The sequence below is a fragment of the Streptomyces sp. NPDC002886 genome (genome assembly GCF_042888445.1).
Lineage (GTDB): Bacteria > Actinomycetota > Actinomycetes > Streptomycetales > Streptomycetaceae > Streptomyces.
The window spans coordinates 775,541-800,473 of the sequence record NZ_JBIAPV010000001.1 but is presented as its reverse complement, the minus strand read 5'-3'; the positions used below and the strand labels follow the sequence as shown (position 1 = coordinate 800,473).

Genomic DNA, 24,933 nt, shown 5'->3' with positions numbered 1-24,933 from the left:
GGGCCGGGGTGCCGGCCGGGTGGCGTCCGCGTTACGCGCCCTGGACCGGCCAGCCGATGTCGGTGCGGGCGGCGGTGGCGGGAGCCGCCGGCGAGGGCCAGCCGATGTCCCCGGCGACCGTGACGCCCTTCGGCGGAAGCGGCCAGCCGATGTCCCCGGCGGGGCTTCCGGACGCACCGACGACGGCGAACAGGGCGACGAAGGCGATGGCGCCCGCTGCGACGCGGACCCGGGTGGCACGGAGGAAGGAACGCACTGGAACTCCTGAGCGAGAGGGGAAGGCGAGATCCGCGGAATCGTCGTGACCACCGCGTTGCCGAGGAAGCTAGTGCAGATCCCAGCCCTTTGGCAAGGTGTTGCCAACCGATTGGCAAGCCCTGTGGTGCCGGAAGTCCGAGATCACTGTTTGGTGCTCGCATGCATTGGGCAAGAATTTGCCCGACTGTGGACTTCCGGGCTAGCCTCTGGTCCGCCTGGGGCGGAGTGTTTCCGTGGGTACGCGCATGTCACGGAAGTCGTCCGGCCCTGCCACCCCTGTCACCGCCTCCGAATCCATGGGGTTGATCACGTGTTGGAACAACCGCTGTTCGGGCGCCGGCTCAAGCAGCTCCGTACCGAGCGAGGGCTGTCGCAGGCGGCCCTCGCCGGCGAGGGCATGTCCACCGGCTATCTGTCCCGGCTGGAGTCCGGCGCCCGGCAGCCCACCGCGCGGGCCGTGGAGCATCTGGCCGCGCAACTCGGCGTACCCGCCTCGGCGTTCGAAGAGGCCGCCACCAACTCGTTGGCCCGGGCCCTCACCGTCGCCGCGTCCGCGGGCACCGACGAGACCGCCGTGGCGGTCGAGAGCGCCCTGGGCGGGGAGGGGGACCAGGACCCGCTGCTGCGCTGGCAAGGTCTGTGGCTGGTCGCCCAGTGGCGGCGTCGCAGGGGGGAGCACGCCAAGGAGCGGGAGCTGCTGCTGGAGCTTGTCGGGCTCGGCGACGAGCTGGGCCTGCCCGAGCTGAGCGCCCGGGGCCAGACCCAGTTGGCGCGCTGCCTGCGGGCCTGCGGCGAGATCGGCCCCGCCGGTGAGGCCGGCGCGGCGGCGTACCGGCTGGCCCGGGAGAACGGGCTTCCGGTGGCCGACGTGGCCGCCAGCCTGCTCGCGCTGGTCTCCGTGGAGACCGAGGCGGGCCGGCTCGGGGAGGCCCGCGCGCACGCCGACGAGCTGACCGCCCTCACGCACGGCCGCACCGACACCCTGTGGGCCGAGTCGCTGTGGACCGCCGCCGCCGTCCGGGTCCGCCAGGGCGACCTGGACAGCGCCCAGGGCCTCTTGGCACAGGCGCTGGAGCGCTTCAGCAGCGCGGAGAACCTGTTGCTGTGGGTCAGGCTCAGGGTCGCCGCCGCCCGGCTCCACGTCCGCAAGGCGCCGCCGGAACTGGACCGGGCGGAGCAGTACGCCGAGCAGGCCGAGGCGAGCCTGGTCTACGTGGACATCCCCGCCCTGGGCCACGAGGTGACGGCCCTGAAGGCGGAAATCGCCTTCCTGGGCGGGCGCTTCGCCGATGCCCGCACGCTGCTGGACAGGGTGCGCGGCGCCGACGCGAAGACCACGTACCGCGACCGGGTCCGCCTGGACATGCTGGACAGCCGGCTCCTCATCGTCGAGGGCCGGGAGGACGAGGGCCTGGCGCGGATGCGCGAACTCGCGGAGGAGGCCCAGGCGTCGGCCAGCATCGACCTGGCCGCGGACATCTGGCGGACGCTGGCCGAAGCCCTCGCGCAGGCGCGCGGGGCAGCCGGTCCCAGGGCCTGACGCGCGGCGGGACGCGCGGGGCGCGAGGCGTGCGCCCCGCCCCGCCCCGTCCCGCCCCGCGCGGCGCGGGAAGGCGAAGCGCCGGGCGGTGTGCGTCGGGCCGGATCCGGAAGGGGCGGCCCGGCCGACGCGAAGGGGGTGGTGCGGGAGCTTCCGGCTCCCGCGCCACCCCCTTCGCGCATCCGGTCGGGCCGCCCCGTCCGGTCAGTCCATCCGGCGTCCCGCCACCATGCCCAGGGCGGCCAGGGCCAGGAAGCCTCCGCAGCCCAGGATCATGCCCTGCCATCCGTAGGCCTGGTACAGCGCGGCCCCCGCGAACGAGCCCACCGAGCCGCCGGCGAAACTGGCCAGCATGAACACCGTGTTGAGGCGGGCGCGGATTCCCGCCGCCAGCCGGAAGACGCGGACCTGGTTGGCGATCTGCCAGCAGCTGCCGCCGTACACCAGCAGGTTGCAGCCCACGACCAGTGCGATCAGGGACCGGTCGCCGAGCGTGCCGAGGAGCACGAAGGCGGCGCACACGCACGCGAAGGCCAGGTTGTTGACGTAGCGCGGCCCGTGCTGGTCGCTGAGCCGGCCCGCGGAGTACGACAACAGTGCGGCCGGCAGGCTGAACAGCCCGAACAGGCCCGCCCAGGCGACCCCCAGACCGAACGGCGGGCCGGCCAGGTGGAAGGCGAGGGTCGCCCAGAACGCGCTGAAGGCGGCGAACACCGTGGCCCCCAGGTACGCCGACAGGCGCAGCTCGGGATGGGCCGCGACCAGCTTCGGCATGGAGGCGATCAAGGCGCGATAGGGCAGCGCCGGGCTTCCCGGGGCCCGCTCGGGCAACAGCCTGGGCAGGAACAGGACCAGGCCGCCGGTGAGCGCCGCCGCCACCAGGTAGGCGGTGCGCCAGTCGCCGCTGAGGCCCACGACCGCGCCGGAAAGGGTGCGCGAGAGCGTGGAGCCGAGCGTCAGTCCGATGCCGATCAGGCCCAGGGCGCTGCCGCTGCGGCCCGGCCCGGCCATCGACGCCGCCGTCGGCATGATCACCTGCGGCAGCACCGTCGTGGTGGACAGCGCGACCGTGGCCACCGTGAGCGTGACCAGGTCGGGGGAGAAGGCGGCGACCAGTAGCCCCGCCGTGGTCAGCAGGAGCAGCACGGTCGTGAGCCGGCGCAGCCGGGCCGTGTCCGCGAGGGGGACGACGAGGCTGATGCCGAGGGCGTAGCCGACCTGCGCCGCGGTGGCGACCAGGCCCGCCGCCGAGCCGCTGATGCCGAGGCCGGAGGCGATGGCATCGAGCAGCGGCTGCGGGAAGTAGATGTTCGAGACCGTGAGGGCGCCGGCGACCGCCAGTGCGAGCGCGGTGCCGCGGCTCAGGCCTGGTGGGGGCGGCAGTACGGGTGCAGTGACGGTCATGGGCCTGGCCTCCGCGTACGGATCGGTGGATGCTGCCGAACCGATATTGCCAGCTCGGCAATCCCTGTGGCAAGCTCTTGCCAATCCCTGGAAACAGCCTGGCCCCTTCGGGTCGGGACTGTTCCCATGAGCGCAAGGTGGAGAATCATGAGGAGCGAGCAAGTACGCCCGGTGGCAGTGCTGGTGGACGCGTACACCAGCGGCAATCACTTGCCACCAGCATTTGCCAGGCTGGGTGTGGACGTGGTGCACGTACAGAGCACACCCGAGCTGATGACGTCGATGCGGCTGCCCGACCTGACCGCGTACCGCGCGGTGGTGCCCCACGGCACCCCCGCCGAGACCGCCGCCAGGCTCGCCGAGTTCGAGCCGATCTGCGTGGTCGCGGGCCAGGAGCCGGGCGTCGAACTCGCCGACGAGCTCTCCGAACTGCTCGGCCTGCCGGGCAACGGCACAGCGCTGTCCCGCGCACGGCGCGACAAGTACGAGATGATCGAGACCCTGCGCCGTGCCGGGGTCCGCTGCGCGGACCAGCTGAAGAGCGGCGACGCCGAGGAGATCGTCGCCTGGGCCGAACAGCGCGGTGCCTACCCGGTGGTCGTCAAGCCGCTGTCGTCCGCCGCCACCGAGGGCGTCGCCGTCTGCCGGGGCCCGGTGGAGGTCCGCAAGGCCGCGGAGGCCGTGCTCGGCACCGTCAACATCTTCGGTGAGCGCAACGACGAGGTCCTCGTCCAGTCCTTCCTCGACGGCGAGGAGTACATGGTCGACTTCGTCTCGTACGGGGGACAGCGCCACGCCTGCGGGATCTGGCAGTACCGCAAGCGCCTCGACGGCACCCACCGGCTCTACGACCGCGACTCCGTCACCGAGCCGGACGCCGAGCCCGCGCCCGAGATCATCGCCTACATGCACGAGGTGCTCGACGCTCTGGGCATCCAGTACGGGCCCACGCACGCCGAGGTCATCGTCACCCCGCAGGGACCGGCCCTCGTCGAGATCGGGGCCCGCCTCTCCGGCGGGGTCCTGCCGGACTTCAACGACCTCTGCCTGGGCGGCAATCAGGCCGACATGACCGCCCTCGCCTACGCCCGCCCGCAGGAGTTCCTCGACCGGCACGCCGGGCGCACCTACCGCAAGCTGACCGAGGCGAGCCAGATCTTCACCGCCACCACCCTGGAGGGCGTCGTCGACAGCCTCGACCGGGAAGTGATCGCGGAGATCGAGGCGCTGGACTCCGTCCACCTGGTCGTTCCCAAGCTCGCCCCGGGCAGCCGCATCCGCCCCACCGTCGACCTCTACACCGCCACCCTCGTGGTGTGGACCCGGCACGACTCGGTCGAGGTCCTCGAACGGGACTACGCCCGCATCCAGGAACTCGCGGAGCGCGTCTACCGCCTGCATCCGGAATCGGAGCCGGCCGCATGAGCTCCGCGCACGACTCCCGCCCGCACCTGCTGCTCGTCGGCGGTGGCGGGGCGATGACCCTCAGCGTCGACGTCGCCGTCCAGGCACTCGAGCAGGCGAGCGTCCGCGGCCTGCACACCCACGTGACCAACCAGGCCGCCACGCTCGACGCGACACCCGAGGTCGCCGCCGCCGCCGACGGCGCCAGCGCCGTCGACTTCACCCGCGCCGGCGAGACCGCCGACTGGGCCGCGGAGCGCACGCGCTCGCACGGCAGGCCCGCCGTGGTCTTCGGCGTCCGCGAGATGGCGCAGGTGGCCGTGGCCGAGACGGCGCAGCGCCTGGGCCTGCCCGGCAACCCGCCCGAAGCGGTCCACCGCATCCGGACCAAGGACGCCTGCCGGGCCGCCCTCGCCGAGGCGGGCTTCCGCCAGCCGGCCGTACGGCTGTGCTCCGGGGTCGACGAGGCCCTGGCCTTCCTGGCCGCGGGGGCCGGCCCCTGGGTGGTGAAGCCGCGCGACGGCGCGGACAGCGCCGGCGTACGCAAGGTCACCGGGCCGGCCGACCTGGCGGCCGCGCTCGAGGGGCTGCCCGACCCGCACGCGCCCTTCCTCGTCGAGGAGTTCGTCCAGGGGTCGGAGTTCAGCGTCGAGGGCGTCTTCACCGGCGGAGTGCCGCGGGTGCTCGCCGTCACCGCCAAGGAGAAGCTGGCACCTCCCCACTTCGTGGAGATCGGGCACGTGCTGCCCGCCCCCCTCCCGGCGGACACCCAGCGGGAGATCGAGGACACGGTCACGGCCGCGCTGACCGCGCTGGAGCTCCGGTTCGGTCTCTTCCACGTCGAACTGTGGCTCACGGCCGACGGCATCGTGCTCGGCGAGGTGCACGCCCGGATCGGCGGCGGCTGGATCCACCGCATGCTGCCCCACGCCCGGCCCGGCCTGGAGCTCTACGGGGCCGTCTACGACGACGTGCTCGGGCTGCCCGTGGAACTGCCGGCCACCGTCCGCGCCGCGGCCACCCGCTACTTCGCCCCGCCCGTCGGCACGATCACCGCCGTCGAGGGCTGGGAGGCGGTCGGGGAACACCCGGCCGTCCTGCACGCCGAACTCCACCTCGGACCCGGTGACACCGTCGGGGACTTCCGCAGCGGCGGGGACCGGGTGGGCGCGGTGGTCGTCGGAGCCGACACCCCGGAGGAAGCCCGCGTACTCGCCCGTCGGCTGACCGACTCCGTGCGCTTCACCGTCGACCCGGACGTCGACCCGAAGGTAGACCCGCTCGTCGAGCCGGACGTCGAGCCGCTCGTAGCGCCGGTCCTCGACCCGCTCGTCGCGTCGGCCGTGGAGCCGGCCCGGGAGGGGGTCCCCGAGGTGGTCGTCACCGTCGAACCGCGGCCGCTGACCAGCTCCTTCCAGATCTCCCACATGACGATCGAGACCGTCGACATCGTCCGGCTGCGGCTCCTGTCGGGCGGCGTGACCGAGGGCGAGGGCGAGATCGCCGCCGACTTCGGATACGGCCAGGACGCCACGGTCATCGCCATCGAAGCCGGGGCACTGGCCCGTACCCTGGCGGCCGACGCCGACGCCGACGCCGCCACCGGCACGGACCCGGCCTCCGCCCCGGCGCGGGAGGCGGACCCGGTGGAGCCGATCCGCTCCCGCCTTGCCGCGGCCGCCGCCGACGGGGTCAGCGCACCCGCGCGGATGCTCGTCGAAATGGCCTTCCTGGACCGCGCCGCCCGCCGGGCCGGCGTACCGGTGTGGCAGCTGCTCGGGCTTCCCGAACCCGGAACAGTCCGGCTGCTGCACACCGTGCCCATCGGGGAGGAGATCCCCCTCGACGGCCGGCCGCTCAAGATCAAGCTCGGCGGTCCGGACGACGAGGAGGTGCTCCGCTCCCTCGCCGGAGTCGACGCCCCGCTGATCCTCGACGCCAACCGCGGCTGGGACCGCGCCGACTGGGAGCGGCTGCGGCCGCTGGTGAGCGCACTCGCCCCGGCCGTCCTGGAGGACCCGGTCCGCGACACCGCGCTGCTCCCCGAGATCCGTGCGGCCCTGCCGGGCACGGCCGTCCTCCTCGACGAGGGCATCGCCACCGCCGCCGACGCCGCCCACGCGGTCCACGCGGCCGGCGGACTCAACGTCAAGCTGATGCGCTTCGGCGGACTGCTGCCCGCGCTGGACGCGCTCACCGACGCGGCCGAGCACGGCGCGGCCCGCATGCTGGGCTGCTTCCTGGAGCCGCCCCGCGCCATCGCCTACGCCGCGCAGCTGGCCGGGCTGTGCGACTGGTCCGACCTGGACGGCCACTTCTGGGTCAGCGACGACCCGGCCGTGTCCTCGTACGGTCTCGACAGCAGCGTCCCGGGCATCCCCCGGATCGCCTACCGGCAGGACGTACGGGCATGACGGCCGCCGGATCCCGGATCCCCTACGGCAGCTGGCCCTCCCCGGTCGGCCCCGAGGACGCGGCGCGCGGCGACGCCCTGCTCGAATGGGTCGGGTTCCTCGGCGCCGACGTCTGCTGGACGGAGGCGCTGCCCGAGGACGACGGCCGGAGCGCGCTGATGCGCCGCTCGGCGGAGGGCATCGCCGAAGTACTGCCCCCCGGCTGGGACGTGCGCACCCGCGTGATCGAGTACGGCGGCCGGCCCTGGCTGGCCCTGTCCGACCGGGCCGAGGACGGCATCGTCTTCACGCACGGCCCGGACCAGCGCGTCTACCGCTGGCTGCCCGGCCACGACCCGGTACCGCTCAGCCCCTGCGGCGACTGGCCCGGACAGCTGCGCTACGCCGACTTCGCCGTCCGCGGCGACGAGGTGTGGTGCCTGCGCGAGGCCGTCGGCGACGAGCAGGCCGTCCGGGCCGTCCGGCACCTGGTCGCGCTGCCGCTCGACGGCTCGGCCGCCGCCGACCCCCGCGCGGTACGCGAACTGGCGGCCACGCACCACTTCATGACCGGCCCCCGGATCGAGCCGGGCGGCGACCGGGTGGCCTGGCTCGGCTGGGAGCACCCCGACATGCCGTGGGACACCACCGACCTCATGACCGCCGGGGTCCGCGCCGACGGCACCCTGGGCCCCGCGGTCCCGCTGATGGGCGGGGACGGGGAATCCGTCACCCAGACCGAGTGGGCGGCGGACAGCTCCGGGACCCTGTACGCCGTCAGCGACCCCGACGGCTGGTGGAACGTCCATGCCATCCCCCGCGACGGCGTGCCCCGCAACCTGTGCCCGCGCCCCGAGGAGTTCGGCGAGGCGCTGTGGCGGATCGGCCTGCGCTGGTGCCTGCCCCTGCGCGACGGCCGGCTCGCCGTCGTCCACGGCGTGGGCGAGCGCCGGCTCGGGATCCTCGCGGCCGACGGCACCCTGTCGGACTTCGAGGGACCGGCGACCGAATGGCACTTCGCGGCCACGGACGGACGGCGCGTCGCCGCCGTCGCCTCCTCGCCCGCGCAGCGCCGTACGGTGGTCCTCGCCGATCCCGCCGACGGCACCGTGGAGATCGTCCGTGCCCCGGCCGGCGGCGAGCTCGACGCGTACGCCACCCGGCCGTACCGGCGCACCTACCGGGGACCGGAGGGCGAAGAGGTCCACGCCCACGTCCACCCGCCGCACCACCCGGCCATCACCGGTCCCGAAGGCGAACGGCCGCCCTGGCTGGTCTTCGTGCACGGCGGCCCGACCAGCCGCAGCCACCTCGTCCTCAACCAGGAGATCGGCTTCTTCACCAGCCGCGGCATCGGCGTCCTCGACGTGCAGTACGGCGGCTCCACCGGCTACGGCCGGGCCTACCGCGAACGGCTGCGCCACACCTGGGGCCTGACCGACGTGTCCGACTGCGCCACCGCCGTCCGCGGCCTGGTGGCCGAAGGCCTCGCCGACCCCGGGCGGATCGCGATCCGCGGCGGCAGCGCCGGCGGCTGGACGGCCGTCGCCTCGCTCGTCGCCGAACCCGGCCTCTACCGGGCGGCCGGCGTCTACTACCCGGTGCTCGACCCGGTCGGCTGGCGGGCCGAGGGGGGCACGCACGACTTCGAATCCCGCTACCTGGACGGCCTCATCGGCCCCTGGCCACAGGCCGCCGACCGCTACGAGAAGCAGTCCCCGCTGTCGGGGGCCGAGACCATCAGCACCCCGTTCGTCCTGCTCCAGGGCCTCGACGACACCGTCTGCCCGCCCGTGCAGGCCGAACGACTGCTCCGGCTCGTCGACCGCACACGCGTCGACTGCCGCTATCTGACCTTCGAGGGCGAGGGGCACGGCTTCCGTCGCGCCGACACCATCGCCGACTCCCTCCGGGCCGAACTGCGGCTCTACGGGCAAGCCCTGGGCTTCAGCCCCGCGCCCTGAGCCGCGCCGCCGCGCCCGCACGCGCGGCTCCCACCGCACGACCGAACAAGAGGCACACGCATGTCCGCATTCGAGCAACTCAACTTCGACCGGCTCGCGCCGGGCATCCGCAAGGAACTGCGGACCCTGCGCACCCTGGACAACCACCACGGCCCCCTGGCGATCCTCTTCGAGTACGCCCTGATCGCCGCTTCCATCGCGCTGTGCGTGGGCGTCTCCTACTGGTTCTATCCGCTGGCCCTGCTGGTCATCGGCTCGGTCCAGCGCTTCCTCGCCCACTTCCTGCACGAGTCCAGCCACAAGGTCCTCGCCAGGAACAAGGCGCTCAACCTGGCCGGCGGATCGATCTTCTCCGGCTACCTCGTCTGGCATCTGTACGGCCCGTACCGCAGCTCCCACGTGGGCAACCACCACCGCAACCTGGGCGACGAGCAGACCGACCCCGACTACACCTTCCACATCGAGTGCGGGCTCTACGACACCGAACGCTCCGACCGCCACTTCTTCCTGAAGGAGGTCGTGGCCTCCGCCCTGGGCCTGCGGACCTTCACCTACCTCGGCTACATCGCCCGCGAGCGGGTCTTCTGCGACAGCTCGCAGATCACCGTCTCGGTGCCGGTCCCGCTGCGGACCGAGCGGATCGTCTTCCTCACCCAGTGGGCCGCGATCTTCGCAGCCTGCGCCTGGTTCGGCGTCCTGCCCCAGCTGCTCCTCTTCTGGTTCGTCCCGCTGTTCACCACCAACGTCGCGATCGGCTGGCTGGCCGAGCTCTCCGAGCACTACCCGATGCCGGAGAGCGAGAACAAGCAGGTGCTCCTCACCCGCAACCGCCACGGTGTCTTCCTGGAGCGGTTCCTGATCAGCCGTCACAACGACCGCTACCACCTCGTGCACCACATGAACGCGGGCATCCCCTTCTGGAACCTCGCCCGCGCCCACCGGGTCCTCCTCGGCGACCCCGGCTACGCCGCCTGGGACGGCCTGTGGGCCGGCGCCTTCACCCGCCCCCGGTCCCGCCGCGACAAGGAGACCGTGATCAGCTACGCGGCCAAGTACCGCGTCTGGCGCCAGGCCGGCGGTGACCCCGCCGCGGCGGGCCCCAGCTTCGCCGAACTGATGATGCTCGCCGCCCGGGCCGGGGGCCCCACCGACCCCGCCCTGCTCGTCCCCGCCGGGGGCGCGCCCACCTCCCGTACCGAAGAGAAGGTCAAGGTGCTCTCGTGACCACCACCACCATGTCCCAGCGTGCCCTGCACGAGGCCGCGGGCAAGGGCCTGCGCATCCTGGCCGCCGACGAGCGGTGCCGCAGCGCCTTCACCACGCCCGGCTCCGTCCTCCAGGACATCCTCTCGCCCGCCGCCCGCCGGTACGTACTGGCCGCCGGCCGGGACGAGTTCATCGGCCACCTCGAAGTGCTGCGCGCCAAGTCCTACGAGATCACGGTCGAGTTCGTCGGCGAGGAGAACTCCGACCCGGCCGAGATCGAACGGGTCGTCGACGAGTACCTCGCCGTCCTGTCCCACGAACCGGTCCCCGGACAGGTCGGATTCGACCTCTCCAACCTGGGCCTGGCCTTCTCCCGCGAACTGGCGGAGAAGAACACCGTCCGCATCGCGGAGGCCGCCGCCGCCCGGGGCAGTGAGGTCGTGCTCAGCATGGAGCGCGCCCCGGCGGTCGACGACGTGCTCGACACCTATCGACTGCTCGCCGCCGACCACGCCAACCTGGGCGTCACCCTCCAGGCCTACCTGCACCGCACCGAGGACGACCTCGACACCATCCCGCTCGAAGGACGCAAGATCCGCCTCGTCAAGGGCGCCTTCGGCGAACCGTCCGAGACGGCCCTGGGCCGCGGTCCCGCCCTCGACGACCGCTACCTGCACCTGGCCCGCCTGCTCGTGGAACGCGGGGCCCGGGTGAGCCTGGCCACCCAGGACGGCGAGGTCCTCGCCGAAGCCCGGCGCAGCGGCCTGCTCGACCGCGTCACCGAGATCGAGATGCTCCACGGAGTGCGTCCCGCGCTCCTGCGCTCGTACCGCGAGGCCGGCTACGCCTGCCGGATCTACGCCACCTACGGCGAGAACTGGTGGCTGCACCTGCTGCACCGGCTCGCCGAGCACCCGCCGATGGTGCTGACCGCCCTCGCGGACATCGCCCAGCGCCACCTGGACGGCGGACACACCGTCGGCGCGGGCTACTGACGCCACGGCGCCGAGCACCACCGCGGCACCGCACCAACGCATCACCGCACCAACGCACCAATGCATCACCGCATCAACGCACCACCGCACACGAAGAAGCAGGGGAGAAGGAACAGTGGGAGACAGGATCCATCTGAACACCGCCGGTGCCGGCCTGGTACCCGCGGAGGTCCGGCGGGCCATGGCCGAGGTCCTCGACCGGGAGGCGGCCGACGGCTGCTACGAGACGGAGGAGCACTACTCCCCGGTCATCGGCGAGGAGGTGTACCAGCGGCTCGCACGCGTCCTGGACGCCCCCGCCGAGGACATCGCGCTCTTCGACAGCGCCACCCGCGCCTGGTGCGCCGTGGTCCCGAAGCTGCGGCTCGGCCCCGCCGACCGGGTCTGGGTCACCCCGTACGAGTACGCCGGCAACCTCATCTCCCTGTTCAGCCTCCGCGACCGCACGGGCTGCCGCATCGAGGTCGTCCCCACCCTGCCGGGCGGCGACCTGGACCTCGCCTGGATGGCCGCCAACATCGCCGACGACGTGGCCCTCGTCTCCGTCACGCACATCCCCTCCGGCTGCGGCATCGTCAACCCCGTCGAGGAGATCGGCCGGCTGCTCGCGCCCTACCGCTGCTTCTACGCCGTCGACGCCTGCCAGTCGGTCGGCCAGCTCCCGGTCAGCGCCCGGCGCATCGGCTGCCAGCTGCTCACCGGAGCCGGCCGCAAATTCCTGCGCGGCCCGCGCGGCACCGCCTTCGCCTACGTGGCACCGGAACTCCGGGCGGTCCTCGCCACGGACTTCCACGACCTGCACGTGGCCCGCGTCGACTCTCCCACCGGCTACCGGATCGACGATCGCAGCGCCCGCTCCCTGGAGCTCGCCGAGCGCGGCACCGCCGCGACCGTCGGGTTCAACACCGCCCTCACTCTCTTCGAGGAAGGCACCCCCTTCGACCACAAGGACGTCTTCCAGGCGCTGCGCGCCACCGTCGAGGCCACACCGGGAACGGAGCTGATCGTCCCGGGGACGGACCAGTCGGGCATCGTCTCCTTCCGGCACGAGCACGTCCCCGCGGAGGTGATCCGGGCCCGGCTGGCCGAGCGGCGCATCAACGTCTGGAAGATCGTCGGCCACCACACGCCGATCTACATGGCCCAGCGGGGGATCGACACCGCCGTCCGCGCGTCCGTCCACTACTACAACACCCCCGACGAGATCGAGGTGTTCGGGCGGGCCCTGCGCGCGGCCGTCGGAGCCGGCGCATGAGCGGCCACCGCCCGGAGGTCCTGCACGCCGCCGTCGCCCTGTGGGCCGCGGAGCGCCCCGAGGCCATCGCCGTCATCCACGGACCCCGGCGGGTGGGCTACGCGGAGCTGGACCGCACCGCCGACGCCTGGGCCGCGGCCCTGCACGACCGGGGCGTCACCGAGGGCGCGCTCGTGCCCGTCCTGCTGCCCCGCGGCATCGAGCTGATCACCGCGACCCTGGCCGTGCTCAAACTCGGCGCCGCCTACGCACTCCTGGACCCCGCCTGGCCCGACCGGCGGATCCGCGAGGTCGTCGCCGAACTCGGCGCACCGCTCATCGTCACCGACACCGCCGGGGGGAACCGGGCCGGGCTGCCCGTCTGGTCCCCGCCCCCGCCCGGCGCCGACCCGCGGCCGACCGCCGGGCGGTCCCGCTATCCGGGGCCCCACGCGACCGACCCGTCCGCCCCGGCCTGCGTGTTCTTCACCTCCGGAACCACCGGCCGGCCCAAAGGCGTACTCAGCCCGCACCGCGCCACCGCCCGACTGCTGCGCCCGGGCACCTTCGCACGCTTCGGCACCGGCACGGTCCTCCCGCTGGCCGCGGCCCTGCCCTGGGACGCGTTCTCCCTCGAGCTGTGGGGCGCGCTGCTCGGCGGCGGCACCTCCCTCGTCATCGACGAGCCGTACCTGACGGGCCAGGCCATCCGCGAGGCGGTCACCGTCCACGGCGCCGACACCCTCTGGATCACCAGCAGCCTGCTCAACATGACCGTGGACGAGGACCCGGACGCCTTCCGCGGCCTCGCGCAGGTGATGACCGGAGGCGAGCGGCTCTCCGTGCCGCACGTGCGCGCCTTCCTGGCCCGCCACCCCGGCATCGCCCTCGTCAACGGCTACGGCCCGGTGGAGAGCACCGTCTTCGCCACCACGCACCGCATCACCGAGGCCGACTGCGACCTGCCCGGCGGCATCCCCGTGGGCCGGCCGGTCCCGGGGACCGCCATCCACCTCGTCGACGGGGAGATCTGCATAGCCGGCGACGGGCTCGCGCTGGGCTACCTCGGCGATCCCCGGCTCACCGAGGAGAAGTTCCCCCTGGTCCGGACGCAGGACGGCACGCGGACCCGCGTGTACCGCACCGGAGACCTCGGCCTGCTCGACGAGGACGGCGTCCTGCACTACCGGGGGCGCGTCGACCGGCAGGTGAAGATACGCGGCCACCGGATCGAGCCCGCCGAGGTCGAGCGGCAGATCGAGGACATCCTGCCCGGCGTACGCACCTGCCGCGTGGTGGCCCGCCGCGACGCGGCGGGAACCGCGGAGGCACTGCTCGCCTTCTGCGTGCCCGCCACGCCCGGCGATCCGCTTACCGGCGCGGCGCAGACCCTCGACGCGGCGCTCGTGCCCTACCAGCGGCCCGAAGCGGTCATCACCCTCGAGGCCTTCCCGCTGACCGCGAACGGCAAGCTCGACGAGCGCGCCCTGCTGGCGCGGGCCCCCGGGCCCCGGGCGCCCGCGAGCGCGGAGGCCGGCCCGGCCCCGGCCGGCTGCCACCCCCTCGCGGTCCGGGCCGCCGCCGTCTTCGCCGACGTCCTCGGCCTACCGGCCGCCGCCCCCGTCGACGTCCCCTTCACCGACCTCGGCGGCAGCTCGCTGGCCGCCGGCCGGGTCTGCGCCCGACTCGCCGCCGAACTCGGCCGCTCCGTAGCGGTGTCACGCCTGTACGCCCATCCCACGGCAAGGACCCTCGGGGACTGGCTGGCCACCACCCAGGGCCCCGGTCCCGCCGCGCCGGGCCAGGCGCCCGCCGCCGCCCCCGGGGTCGCTGCCGCGCCCGCCGGCGGCGACCCGTCCCGGGACACCGCCGGCGTACCGCTCACCCCCATGCAGGCCGGCTACCTCACCCAGCACCTCCTCCACCCCGAGGACCGGTCGGCGCACTGCCTCCTCCTCTTCGCACTCGACGGCGCGCTCGACGAGGACGCCCTCGCGGTGGCGATCGAGGCCGTGCACGACCGCCACGAGACGCTGCGGACCGCGTACACCATCGACCCGCGGCCCCTGGCCCTGCCGTCGGACTTCCCCGCGCCCGTTCTGGAGGTCATGGACGGCTGCTCCGACGCGGATGCCGCGGTGGAGCTGCTGGCCGAGGTCCTCGGGGATCCGCTGGACCTGGCCGAAGGCGAGATCTGGCGTACCGCCCTCGTCCCGCTGGAGCGCGGCGCCCCCCGGCAGGTCTTCGGCTGCGTGGTCCACCACATCGCCTTCGACGGCTGGTCGGAATCCGTCCTCGCCGCCGACCTCGCCACGGCCTACGACCTCGCCCGCCGGGGCGCCCCGGCCGCCCTGCCCCCCGCCCCGACCCTGGCCGAGGCCGCCCGGCTGCGCGCGGACCGGCTCGCCCAGACCGATCCGGCCGGCCAATGCGAGGCGCTCGCCGCCGAGTTGCGCGGCGTGCCCGAACTGCGCTGGCCCGGCGCGGCAGGGCCACAGGCCCCCACCGCGGTCTCCGGAGTGCCCCGCTCGGCCCGCGTCGAGCTGCTGCTCGACGAGGACGCCGGCGCCCGTCTGGACGCGGCCGCGGACCGGTCCGGCGTCACCCGGTACGCCGTCCTCCTGGCCCTCTACGGCGGACTCCTCGCCGACCTCACCGGCAGCCGGGACTTCGCCGTGGGCGTCCCCGTGGCCCAGCGCCCCGACGCGGCACTGGAAGACGCCGTCGGCTGCCACATCGAGATGGCCTGCCTGCGCCTGCGCGGCCCCGTCCTCGACGGCGGGCCCACCGCCGTCGCCGAGGCCGGTCGCATCCTGCACCGGGCCCTCGCGGCACAGGACGTGTCCTTCCACGACCTGGTGCGCCACCTCAACCCGCCGCGCACCGGCAGGCCCCCGCTCTTCCAGACCCTGCTCGTGCTCCAGGACAACACCCCGGCCGCACTGCGCCTGGACGGCCTGACGAGCACCCTGCTGCGCCCGCCCTATCTCGACCTGCCACTGGACGTCCACACCGAGTTCTGGCCCGAGCCCGACGGCCGGCTGCGGCTCGCCGTCAGCCACCGGACGGCCGCCGTGCCGCACACCCTCGCCCGCGAGATTCTCAAGCGACTCGCCGACCTCGTCCACACCCTGCCACTGTCCCGAGGAGAGTCCCGATGACCGTACTGGCGCCCGAGAACGTCAACCTCGTCGATCCGGAGCTGTACGCGACCGGTGACCCGTACCCCGTCTTCCGCTGGATGCGCGACCACGACCCGGTACGCCGGCACGACGCGACCGAGTACCCGGCCTTCTGGTCCGTGACCCGCTACGACGACATCCGCGCCGTCTACAACGACGCCCGCGTCTACAGCTCGGCCCAGGGCATCCTGCTCCGCCCGAAGGGCCACGGCCAGGACCCCGGTGGCGGCCGCACCCTCGCGCTGACCGACCCGCCGCGCCACAAGGCGCTCCGCTCGCTCGTCGCCGACTGGTTCACCACCCGGTCCGTGCGTGCCCTGGAGGACGCCATGCGCGACGCGGTGCGCCAGGTCGTCGCGCGCGCCGTCGAACTGGGCACGTGCGACTTCGTCACCGACGTCGCCGGACGGCTCCCGCTGTACGTCATCTGCCGGCTCATGGGCGTGCCCGCCCACGAACAGGAGATGCTCTTCGCCCTCACCACGCAGGCCTTCGGGGCGGGGGAGCCGGAGGCGCGCAGCATCGCGCACCAGGAGATCATGGCCTACTTCGTCGAGCTGATGTACCGCAGGATGGACGAACCGGCGGACGACCTGGTCAGTGCCCTCGTCAACGGCGAGGTCGACGGTGAACTCCTCACCGAGGAGGACATCCTCCTCAACTGCGACAACCTCCTGGTCGGCGGCACCGAGAACGTCCGCCTCGCGGTCGCGGGCGGCATGCGGACCTTCCTGGAACGGCCCGCCGACTGGGAGCGCCTGCGCGACGACCGGGGCCTGATGCCGACGGCGATCGAGGAGGTGCTGCGCTGGACCTCGACGGCCACCCACATCATGCGCACGGTCACCGAACCGGTGGTGCTGCGCGACCGCGTGCTGGAGGCGGGCGACCGGGTCGTCCTGTGGACGCCGTCCGCCAACCGGGACGAGCGCCACTTCGCGAACCCGGATGCCTTCGACCTCACCCGTCGCCCCAACCGCCACCTCGCGCTGGGCGCCGGCGAGCACTTCTGCCTGGGCGCGATGATGACCCGGACCGAGATGCGGATCCTGTTCTCGGAATTGCTCGATTCCACCCGCTCCATCGAACAGACCGGCCCCGCCGTCCCCTTGCGGTCGATCGTCGTCAACGGGCTGGAGAGCCTCCCGGTGCGGATCACGCCGGCATGAACCTCCTCATCCTCCAGACCCTGACCCCGCCCGCTCCCGGACCCGCTTCCGGGCCCGCCCGCCCGCCACGTCCGTCCCACCCGGGCCTGCGCCCCCTCCTGGTCCGCCGCCTCCGGGCGGTCATCTCCAGGGCAGGGCGCCCGACGGTCCGCCGCGTGCCCGCAGCCCGGCGCGCGTCCGGCACGGCCGGGCGTCCGCGGCGCCGGTGACCCGGTCAGTACTCCGCCGCGAGGGCGAGCTGGCGCTCGCGGTCCTGTCTGAGCAGCCGCGGGATGGCCCCGCTCGGCGCCACGCCCAACTCCGCGGCGAGCAGCTCCTGGTAGCCGCGGTAGCGGCGGTGCGCGTCGGCCACCTCGCCGGCGAACAGGCACGACTGCACGGCGATCCGCCGGGGCCCCTCCCGCAGCGGGTCGGCCTGGGTCGCGGCGTCGGCCAGTTCGAGCACGGCCGCGTGCTGCCGGCGCTGGAGGAACTTCTCGGCGAGGCGCTCCAGCGTCTGGACGCGCTGGACCTTCCACTTCTCCTGGAACGGTACGAGCCAGTCGTCGTCCCAGTCGTTCAGCAGCGGGTGGCGCAGTACGCTCCACGCCTGCGGCAGCCGCTCCCCGCCCGCGACCGCGCCGAGCGTCCCGACGGCCCCGGACACCGCCGCGATCAGCCTGGCCGCCGCCCGGTAGTCCACTTCGACGTGATCGGTGAGGGTGACGGTGGTGTGCGAGGCCCGCAACAGGCCCCCGGCCGTGGCCTGATTCAGCCGCCACAGGGTCTGCCTCAACCGGGCACCGGCCCGGTCGGGCGGGGCATCGGGCCACAGTCGGGCGGCAAGGTCGACGCGCCTGAGCGGACGGTCTGCGAGCACCAGGGCCGCGACGAGCCGTTGCTGGGTGTCGCTGAGGTCGGTGATCCGTTGGTCGGTGCGGCAGACGAAGCCTGGCACCAGCGATAAGTGCACGATGCCTAAGCCGGTGGGATTCATCGCACCTCTCGGGTCGTCCGGCGGGCCGCCGGCCGCCGGGTGGGCGCTCCATTGATCCCGATTTCCACGTTCGCTTCACATGGGCTTCACAACGGCTGTGGTCTGAGCGTGAGGCACGGTCTGGAGAGCGTCAACACCCGTGCGCGGCGCGTTCCGGCCGTCCCGGCCACTGCCGCAAGACGCCCCGCCCGCGCTGCGTATGTCCCCTTCGCCGCTCCCGCACAACCCACATTCGTGGGGTTGTTTCACGGGTCCGCCGCGCGCAGTCTCGGTTGCGTCCCCGATCGAACGCGACAGCGAAAGGTGGAAGCATGTCCTTCAACGCCCTGGAGTCCCTGCGTGCGGCCGGCGTCATCGGCGGCACGATGGCGCCCGCCCTCGAAGAGTTCTACGCCAGCCTGACCCCCGAGGAGACCAAGGTCCTCATCTCGACGAAGACCCGCCTCGCGGCGATCCTGCCCGACGTGGTGGCGCACTCCCAGGACTGGACCTCCCCGGAGGCCACGAAGGAGGGCTTCGACGCCGCGATGCTGTGTGCCTGCGGCCTCTGGTCGGGATCGGGCCAGGCCGAGAACTGACCGTTCCACAGGCGGGGTCCGGCGGCCACACGCGTCGGGCCGCGCCTGTGCCAGTCCAGAGAGGAGGCGGGATGCGCGGAAACCTGGTTCGGAACCTGTCGTTGTTCGAGGTGCCCAACGACCTGACGTACTTCGTGCACGGCGAGGACCACCTCGTGGTCAACCCGGAGGTGGCCGCCCGGTGCGTCCTCTCCGGACGTGAGTTTCGGGTCCTCGAGACCCTGGCGGCCGCCCGGGCCCGCGGGGAGCAGCCGGGGCTGGAGCAGAACGACGAGACGGAACGCGTCCTCGCCAAGCTCATCCTGAGCTGGATCGTGTACTTCAACGGCAACAAGCCCAAGGTCAGGCTGAGCGAACCGCCCCTGGGCGTCGCGTACTACGCCATCACCGACGGCTGCAACCTGCGCTGCCCCTACTGCTACGCCTCCTCGGAGAAGTGCCTGCCGGGCGAGCTCGACACCGCCGAATCCCTGGACCTGGTCTCGCAGATCGCCGACTTCGGCGCCGGGACCATCATCTTCACCGGCGGCGAGCCGATGCTCCGCAAGGATCTCTTCCAGGTCGTCGAGCACGCCAAGAACAGCGGCCTGAAGGCCAACATCATCACCAACGCGACGATGATCCGGACCGCGGAGAAGGCCCAGCGGTTCGCCGAGCTCTTCGACGCCGTCACCGTGAGCCTCGACGGAGGCACGGCCGAGACCCACGACCGCACCCGCGGCAAGGGCGCGTTCGCCAAGACCCACCGGGCGATCCAGCTCCTCAACGAGGCCGGGGTGGCGCCGGCCATCAACCACATCGTCACCTCGGACAACATCCACGAGCTGGAGGACTTCGCCTCCTTCCTCGACGGGATCGAGATCCACAGCGTCCGCCTGATGAACCACAACGACCTGGGCCGGGGCGCGGACGACACCTACGACTTCGGGTGGCAGGACCACCTGGACGTGCAGCAGCTCGTCTGGACCTCGCCGGTCGCCGGCAAGCTCAAGCCGGACGGCCCGAGGCCGGTCACCGCGTGCTCGGTCAAGGGCAACTGCGGCATGGGCGGGCACGAGATCTACGTCAACTCCCTCGGCGACGTATACCCGTGCAAACTCGTCACGGGCAAAGGGGAGTTCGCCGGAAACATCAGGAAGCAGCGGCTTTCGGAGATCTTCGCCAGCCCGGTCCTGACCTCGATGCGCCGGAGCACCGTGTACGGCGGGGAGTTCCACGCCGACTGCGAGAAGTGCTACATCAAGGCGAACTGCGGCGGCGGCTGCCGGGCCGCGCACATGTCGGAGTCCGGCGACCTGCGGCGCAACAGCCGCCACCTGTGCCGGATCCTGCGGCACGGAGTGACCACGCAGCTGTGGCAGGAGACCGGGGTGACCCGTGCCGAACTCGCCCTGGACGGAACCGAGATGACCGTCCCGCGGCTGGTAGCCACCGGGGAGGTGCACGAGGCCCACGAGCAGTGGAAGACCTACGTCCGCCCGCCGGCGCCCGTGCCCGCGATCAAGGTGGGCGAACTGATTCCGATCATGCCGGTGAACAGGAGGCTGGGAGATGTCCCTGCACATCAGTGACGCGGTGATCTGGCAGGAGACCGGAGACGGCATCTCGCTCTACCACAGCGAGTCCGGCGACTTCCGCACCCTGAACGCGACGGCCGCCCAGATCTGGGCGCTCGTGGAGAGCGACGGGGACCGGGAGACGGTCATCACGAACCTGTCCCTGCTGTTCGCGGGACACAACCCGGTGATGACGGCCCGCATCCGCGCGGAGGTGGACGCCTTCATCAGCTCCATGATCGAAGCCGACCTCATCGAGGAGACGGACACCGAGGAGACGGAAGCCGGAACGCCGGCCGTACGGAGCGAGCCGGCCGCACGGTCATGACCAGGGCCGTCGTCCTCGGCGGAGGCTTCGCGGGGGTGCTGGTGGCCAAGGTGCTCTCCCGGCACGCCGACGAGGTCACCGTCGTCGAGGGCGGCCGGTACCCGGACGGGCCCGGGGTCCGGCCGGAGCTGCCGCAGGCGTTCCACAGCCACGTCCTGGTGACCGCCGGCGCCGAGGCCCTGAACACGCTGCTCCCCGGAACGCTGGAGGCGCTCCTCGCCCGGGGAGCGCACCGCCGGGGCCTGCCGGACGGCGCGCTGATCCTGAGCGCGGACGGCTGGTTCCGCCGCCACGAGACCGGGGCCTTCATGGTCTCGTGCAGCCGCTGGCTGATGGACGACGTCATCCGGCAGCGGGCCCTGGCCGACGGGGCGGTCACCGTACGGGAGCGCACCCGGGTCCTGGGACTCGCGGGGGACGCGTCCCGCGTGACCGGTGTCCTGGTCGCGCACGAGGACGGCTCCCGCGAGACGCTCGGCGCCGACCTGGTGGTGGACGCGACGGGCCGGCGTTCGCGGGCCGGACGCTGGCTGACCGCGATCGGCGGACCCGGAGTCGAGGAGGAGGTGCTCGACCCGGGACTGGCGTACTCCACCCGGATCTACCGGGCGCCCCCCGCCCTCGCCGCCGACCTCCCGGCGGTCATGGTGCACCCGCGGCCGGAGCGCGGCCGCCCGGGGTACGGAGCCACCCTGTTCCCCATCGAGGGCGGCCGGTGGATCTTCACGCTGACCGGCACCCGCGCGGCCAGACCGCCGTCGGACGAGCCGGGATTCACGGAGTGCGCACGCTCGCTGCGCTCGCCCCTCGCGGCGGAACTGCTGGCCGCGGCCGAACCCCTCGGCGGAGTACGGCCGTTCCGTGCCACCGCGAACCGCCGGAGGTTCTTCGAGCGGCTGCCGCCGCCCGAGGGCTTCCTGGTCGTCGGCGACGCGCTGACGGCGGTGAACCCCGTCTACTCGCACGGGATGTCCGTCGCGCTCCTCGGCGCGCTGAGGCTGGACCGGGAACTGAGTGAGCGCGGCGCCCGCCCCCGCGCGCTGCCCGCGATCCAGGCCGCGATGGCCGAAGTGGCCGCGGAGTCCTGGCGGATGGCGACCGAACAGGACCGGGCGCGGGCCGCCGCGGAGGGCTTTGGCTCAGGGGAAGGCCCAGGGGAAGGCTCAGGGGAAGGCCCAGGAGCAGGCCCGGCGGCAGATCCCGGGGCAGGCCCGGTGGCAGGTCCCGCGGAAGGCCCTGCGTCGGCGCCCCTGTCCGCCGCCGGGCAGCGGATGCGGGCCAAGGTGTCCCGAGCGGTGCTCGGCAGCCCGGTGCTGATGACCCGGCTGTTCCGCGCCCAGACGCTGGTCTCCGTCCCGACGCCGGTCCCCGCCCAGGCACCTTTCCCCGCCCGGACGCCGGTCCCTTCCGGGGCGGCCCTCCCCGCACCCTCCGCCGGCCGCCCCGCGGCCCCGCCGCTCGACACCGACGAGGCGGTCGCGCAGTTCCCCGAACTCCGCGACTGGTGGTTCTCGGAGCGCGGCGTCCAACCACCCGCCCCGGGAAGGGAACCGTGACCACACCGGCCGTACCGCTGATCCCGCACTCCGTCCTGTTCGGCAATCCGTCGTACCTCGTGCCCGAGATCTCCCCGGACGGGACCCGCCTCGTCTACCTGGCCCCGGACGACGGCGTCCTGAACGTGTGGGCGGCGCCCGTGGACCGGCCCGGGGAGGCGAGGCCCGTCACGCACGACCGGGGCCGCGGCATCCGCACGTACGGCCTGTGCCACGACGACCGCACCCTCTTCTACCTGCGCGACCGGAACGGCGACGAGAGCTGGCGGGTCCACCTCGTCGACCTGGTCACCGGCCGGGAGCGCTGCGCCACCCCCTTCGACGGAGTCCAGGCGCGGGTGCTGGCGCACAACCGGTGGCACCCGACGACCCTGCTGATCGGACTGAACAAGGACCGGCCCGCGCTGCACGACGTCTACGCCCTGGACCTGCTGACGGACCGGCTCACCAAGGTCGCGGAGAACCCCGGGTACCTGAGCTGGATCGTGGACACCGACCTGCGGGTGCGCGGCGGCACGGTGATGAAGCCCGACGGCGGCCTGTCCGTGTTCCTCGACCCGCCGGAGGGTTCGGGTGCTCCGGGCGGACCGGACGGTGCCCCGCCCTGGCTCGACGTGCCCTACGAGGACGCCATGGGGACGCGCGTGCTCGGCTTCTCGCGCGACGGCGCCACCTGCCACCTCCTGTCCTCCATCGGGGCCAACGCCGGTCGCCTGTTCGCCGTCGACCTCGCCACCGGTCAGCGGACGCTGCTCGCGCACGACCCGGTGTACGACGTCAAACAGGTCGAGTTCGATCCCGTGACCCGCAGGCCGCAAGCGGCGCTCTTCGCGAAGGACCGCGACGAATGGGTGTTTCTCGACGAGGAGTTCGGCAAGGACATCGGCCGGATCCGCGGCGAGCTCGCCCTCCTGTCGGTCGACGGCGAGGTCTACGTGGACCGCACCGACCGCGGCGACCGGCTGTGGACGGTCTCGGTGGTGACCGGAGCCGGGCCCGTCCTCTACTACGTCTACGACCGGCCGGCCGGAACGCTGCGCCACCTCTTCAGCCACCAGCGGGAACTGGAGGCCTACACCCTGGCCCGGATGGAGCCCTTCGTGTTCTCCGCGCGCGACGGGGTCACCGTCCACGGCTACGTCACCTGGCCGCCCGGTGCCGAACGCACGGGCCTGCCCGCGGTGGTGAACGTGCACGGCGGGCCCTGGGCCCGCCACACCTTCGCGTTCGACGAGGAGGCGCAGCTCCTGGCCAACCGCGGTTACGCCTGCGTCCAGGTCAACTTCCGCGGTTCGACGGGCTACGGCAAGCACTTCCGCAACCTGGGCGCCAAGCAGTGGGGCGCCGCGATGCAGACCGATCTGCTCGACGCGGTCGCGCACCTCGTCGCGGAGGGCGGCATCGACCCCGCCCGGATCGCGATCATGGGCTGCTCGTACGGGGGGTACGCCGCGCTGGTCGGCGCGGCCTTCACCCCCGAGGTGTTCACCTGCGCGATCGACCTCTGCGGTCCGTCGAACCTGCTGACGCTGCTCGCGGCCGGGGCGCCCTACCGCACCGCGCTGCGCTCGTTGATGCACGCCCAGGTGGGGGACCCGGAAACGGAGGGCGCCATGCTGTGGGAACGCTCCCCGCTGTCCCGGGTCGACGAGATCCGCATCCCTCTCCTGATCGTCCAGGGCGCCAACGACGTCCGCGTGCCCCGGGCGGAGGCCGAGCAGATCGTCGCGGCGCTGGAGGCCAAGCAACTCCCGTACGAGTACCTGCTGTTCCCCGACGAGGGGCACGGGCTGTCCCAGCCGGCGAACCGGCAGGCCTACTACGCGGCCGTGGAGCGGTTCCTCGCGGAGCACCTGGGCTGAAGCGGAGCACCTGGCCTGATGTCACGTCAGCCGAGGGCCGCCCGCACCAGGTTCGGCAGGTGCAGGCGGGTCTCCGCCTCCCCGTGCGCGGCCCGGACGAACCCGCCGCCCGTCAGCGCGCCCAGTCCGCCGACCACCTGGTTCATCGGCAGGCGCAGCGTCTCGGCGGCCTCGCAGGCGGTCAACGCCGTCTCGAAACCGGCCAGTTCGCCGAGAAGCTTGCGAGGTACGGGGTCCAGCCGCTCGACCCCCGACCGGATCGGGCAGCCGATCGTCCCGGGAACGCCGACCGGCCGGCCGGCCGCCGGCAGTTCGAGCAGCTCGGCCGCCGGCATGTCCGCGAGGCGTCGCAGGCTCAGTACCCCGCACCCCGCGGCCGCCGCTTCCAGTGCGGCCGGCAGACCGTCCAGGGTCCGGCACAGGCGTACCGCGGCCACCGCGTCCGCCCGGCCCAGTACGAACCCCGGCCGGACCTCGGCGAGCCGGTCCACGAGCAGCCGCACCGACGGCACGGCGGTGAGGACGTCCAGGGATCCCGCCCCCGTCCTCTCCCCGTCCGGTCCGGGGACGGCCAGCGGCGCGAGCACCGTCCCCTGGACGCCCGCCACGGTCCACGGCGCCCGTGACGTACTGACCACCCGGACGCCCGGGCAGTACGCCAGCAACTCCTCCACGCCGACCGGGTCCCGCGCGTCCGCGACCCCGTCGAGCACGAGCAGCAGCTCGTGCCGGCCGATCAGCCGGCAGACCGCGGACACGTCCTGCGCACCCGACTCGACGAGCAGGCGCAAGGACCGCAGCAGGGGGCCGAAGGCCGTGCCGGGACCGGCCGGGGCCGTCGTTCCCGACCCGATCCACAGCACCGGCCAGCCGCGCCGGGAGCTCAGCCGGGCCGCCGTCTCCGCCGCCACCCGCGACTTTCCCACGCCGGCGAGGCCCGAGAGCGAGATCATCCGGCGGTGGTCCGACTCCAGGGCGCTCACCATCGACCGGACCTCGACGTCCCGTCCGAGGAGGGCGTTGACGGACCTGGGCACCGCCGGGCAGGGCTCGGCCCCGACCGGAACCGGCCCCCCGCCGCCCAGGCCGGCGGTGACGAAGAGCTCCCGCGCCAGGCCGTCCAGCCCCAAGGCGTCGGCGAGCAGCCGGACGGTCTGCATCCGCGCGTTCACCCGGCCCGACTCCAGGGCGCGGATCGTCCGCGGGCTGATCGTCGACAGGTCGGCGAGCGTCCGCTGGGTGAGCCCGGCCTGGACGCGCTTGAAGCGGAGGAGTTCGGGAAACGACGGAGTCTCGGCCTCGGCACTGTGGACCATAGGCCAGGAGGG

At 73.3% G+C, this 24,933-nt stretch carries 18 protein-coding genes; 14 read left to right on the top strand and 4 right to left on the bottom strand.

Annotated features, from left to right (window positions below):
• Positions 1–31: 31 nt before the first annotated feature.
• On the bottom strand, positions 32–256 hold the full coding sequence (locus tag ACFYYB_RS03575; protein WP_389432991.1) for a hypothetical protein: 225 nt from the start codon (positions 254–256) through the stop codon (positions 32–34).
• A 312-nt stretch (positions 257–568) separates the two neighbouring features.
• On the opposite strand from ACFYYB_RS03575, the gene ACFYYB_RS03570 reads away from it, so the two are divergent.
• Positions 569–1,798 carry a helix-turn-helix domain-containing protein gene (locus ACFYYB_RS03570; RefSeq protein ID WP_389432990.1) on the top strand — a complete coding sequence of 410 codons (1,230 nt, stop codon included), beginning with the start codon at positions 569–571 and terminating at the stop codon, positions 1,796–1,798.
• Between the two features lie 204 nt (positions 1,799–2,002).
• Here the strand turns inward: ACFYYB_RS03570 and ACFYYB_RS03565 are convergent, their stop codons facing one another.
• Positions 2,003–3,202, bottom strand: coding sequence for an MFS transporter (locus ACFYYB_RS03565; RefSeq protein ID WP_389432989.1), 1,200 nt, complete (start codon positions 3,200–3,202; stop codon positions 2,003–2,005).
• Positions 3,203–3,349: 147 nt separating this feature from the next.
• On the opposite strand from ACFYYB_RS03565, the gene ACFYYB_RS03560 reads away from it, so the two are divergent.
• The 8 genes from ACFYYB_RS03560 (at position 3,350) to ACFYYB_RS03525 (ending at position 16,749) form a co-directional block, all read left to right on the top strand.
• Positions 3,350–4,627: an ATP-grasp domain-containing protein gene (locus ACFYYB_RS03560; protein WP_389432988.1), complete on the top strand. Its 1,278-nt coding sequence runs from the start codon at positions 3,350–3,352 to the stop codon at positions 4,625–4,627.
• Positions 4,624–7,020 (top strand): ATP-grasp domain-containing protein, encoded by a 2,397-nt coding sequence (locus ACFYYB_RS03555; RefSeq protein WP_389432987.1) that lies wholly within the window; start codon positions 4,624–4,626, stop codon positions 7,018–7,020. The genes ACFYYB_RS03560 and ACFYYB_RS03555 overlap by 4 nt, the downstream gene beginning before the upstream one ends.
• Positions 7,017–8,963 (top strand): prolyl oligopeptidase family serine peptidase, encoded by a 1,947-nt coding sequence (locus ACFYYB_RS03550; protein WP_389432986.1) that lies wholly within the window; start codon positions 7,017–7,019, stop codon positions 8,961–8,963. Before ACFYYB_RS03555 ends, ACFYYB_RS03550 begins: the two co-directional genes overlap by 4 nt.
• A 60-nt stretch (positions 8,964–9,023) precedes the next feature.
• On the top strand, positions 9,024–10,187 hold the full coding sequence (locus ACFYYB_RS03545) for a fatty acid desaturase (protein WP_389432985.1): 1,164 nt from the start codon (positions 9,024–9,026) through the stop codon (positions 10,185–10,187).
• Positions 10,184–11,164 (top strand): proline dehydrogenase family protein, encoded by a 981-nt coding sequence (locus ACFYYB_RS03540; protein WP_389432984.1) that lies wholly within the window; start codon positions 10,184–10,186, stop codon positions 11,162–11,164. The genes ACFYYB_RS03545 and ACFYYB_RS03540 overlap by 4 nt, the downstream gene beginning before the upstream one ends.
• 115 nt (positions 11,165–11,279) lie before the next feature.
• A complete protein-coding gene (locus ACFYYB_RS03535; protein WP_389432983.1) occupies positions 11,280–12,419 on the top strand; it encodes an aminotransferase class V-fold PLP-dependent enzyme in 1,140 nt (379 codons plus the stop codon).
• On the top strand, positions 12,416–15,559 hold the full coding sequence (locus tag ACFYYB_RS03530) for an AMP-binding protein (protein ID WP_389432982.1): 3,144 nt from the start codon (positions 12,416–12,418) through the stop codon (positions 15,557–15,559). The genes ACFYYB_RS03535 and ACFYYB_RS03530 overlap by 4 nt, the downstream gene beginning before the upstream one ends.
• On the top strand, positions 15,556–16,749 hold the full coding sequence (locus tag ACFYYB_RS03525) for a cytochrome P450 (RefSeq protein WP_389432981.1): 1,194 nt from the start codon (positions 15,556–15,558) through the stop codon (positions 16,747–16,749). Before ACFYYB_RS03530 ends, ACFYYB_RS03525 begins: the two co-directional genes overlap by 4 nt.
• A 214-nt stretch (positions 16,750–16,963) precedes the next feature.
• On the opposite strand, the gene ACFYYB_RS03520 is transcribed toward ACFYYB_RS03525, so the two are convergent.
• Positions 16,964–17,725 (bottom strand): BTAD domain-containing putative transcriptional regulator, encoded by a 762-nt coding sequence (locus ACFYYB_RS03520; RefSeq protein WP_389432980.1) that lies wholly within the window; start codon positions 17,723–17,725, stop codon positions 16,964–16,966.
• A 311-nt stretch (positions 17,726–18,036) separates the two neighbouring features.
• Between ACFYYB_RS03520 and ACFYYB_RS03515 the strand changes: the two genes are divergently transcribed.
• From ACFYYB_RS03515 to ACFYYB_RS03495, 5 genes are all read left to right on the top strand, one after another.
• A complete protein-coding gene (locus tag ACFYYB_RS03515) occupies positions 18,037–18,303 on the top strand; it encodes a StsA-related sactipeptide RiPP (protein ID WP_266884495.1) in 267 nt (88 codons plus the stop codon).
• 71 nt (positions 18,304–18,374) lie between these two features.
• Positions 18,375–19,874: a StsB family radical SAM/SPASM domain sactipeptide maturase gene (gene stsB, locus ACFYYB_RS03510; protein WP_389432979.1), complete on the top strand. Its 1,500-nt coding sequence runs from the start codon at positions 18,375–18,377 to the stop codon at positions 19,872–19,874.
• On the top strand, positions 19,855–20,187 hold the full coding sequence (locus ACFYYB_RS03505) for a PqqD family protein (RefSeq protein ID WP_389432978.1): 333 nt from the start codon (positions 19,855–19,857) through the stop codon (positions 20,185–20,187). Before stsB ends, ACFYYB_RS03505 begins: the two co-directional genes overlap by 20 nt.
• Positions 20,184–21,743 (top strand): FAD-dependent monooxygenase, encoded by a 1,560-nt coding sequence (locus ACFYYB_RS03500; RefSeq protein ID WP_389432977.1) that lies wholly within the window; start codon positions 20,184–20,186, stop codon positions 21,741–21,743. The genes ACFYYB_RS03505 and ACFYYB_RS03500 overlap by 4 nt, the downstream gene beginning before the upstream one ends.
• Positions 21,740–23,605 carry a S9 family peptidase gene (locus ACFYYB_RS03495; RefSeq protein WP_389432976.1) on the top strand — a complete coding sequence of 622 codons (1,866 nt, stop codon included), beginning with the start codon at positions 21,740–21,742 and terminating at the stop codon, positions 23,603–23,605. The genes ACFYYB_RS03500 and ACFYYB_RS03495 overlap by 4 nt, the downstream gene beginning before the upstream one ends.
• 26 nt (positions 23,606–23,631) lie before the next feature.
• Here ACFYYB_RS03495 and ACFYYB_RS03490 read toward each other — a convergent pair whose 3' ends face one another.
• On the bottom strand, positions 23,632–24,921 hold the full coding sequence (locus ACFYYB_RS03490; RefSeq protein ID WP_389432975.1) for a helix-turn-helix domain-containing protein: 1,290 nt from the start codon (positions 24,919–24,921) through the stop codon (positions 23,632–23,634).
• Positions 24,922–24,933 lie beyond the last annotated feature (12 nt).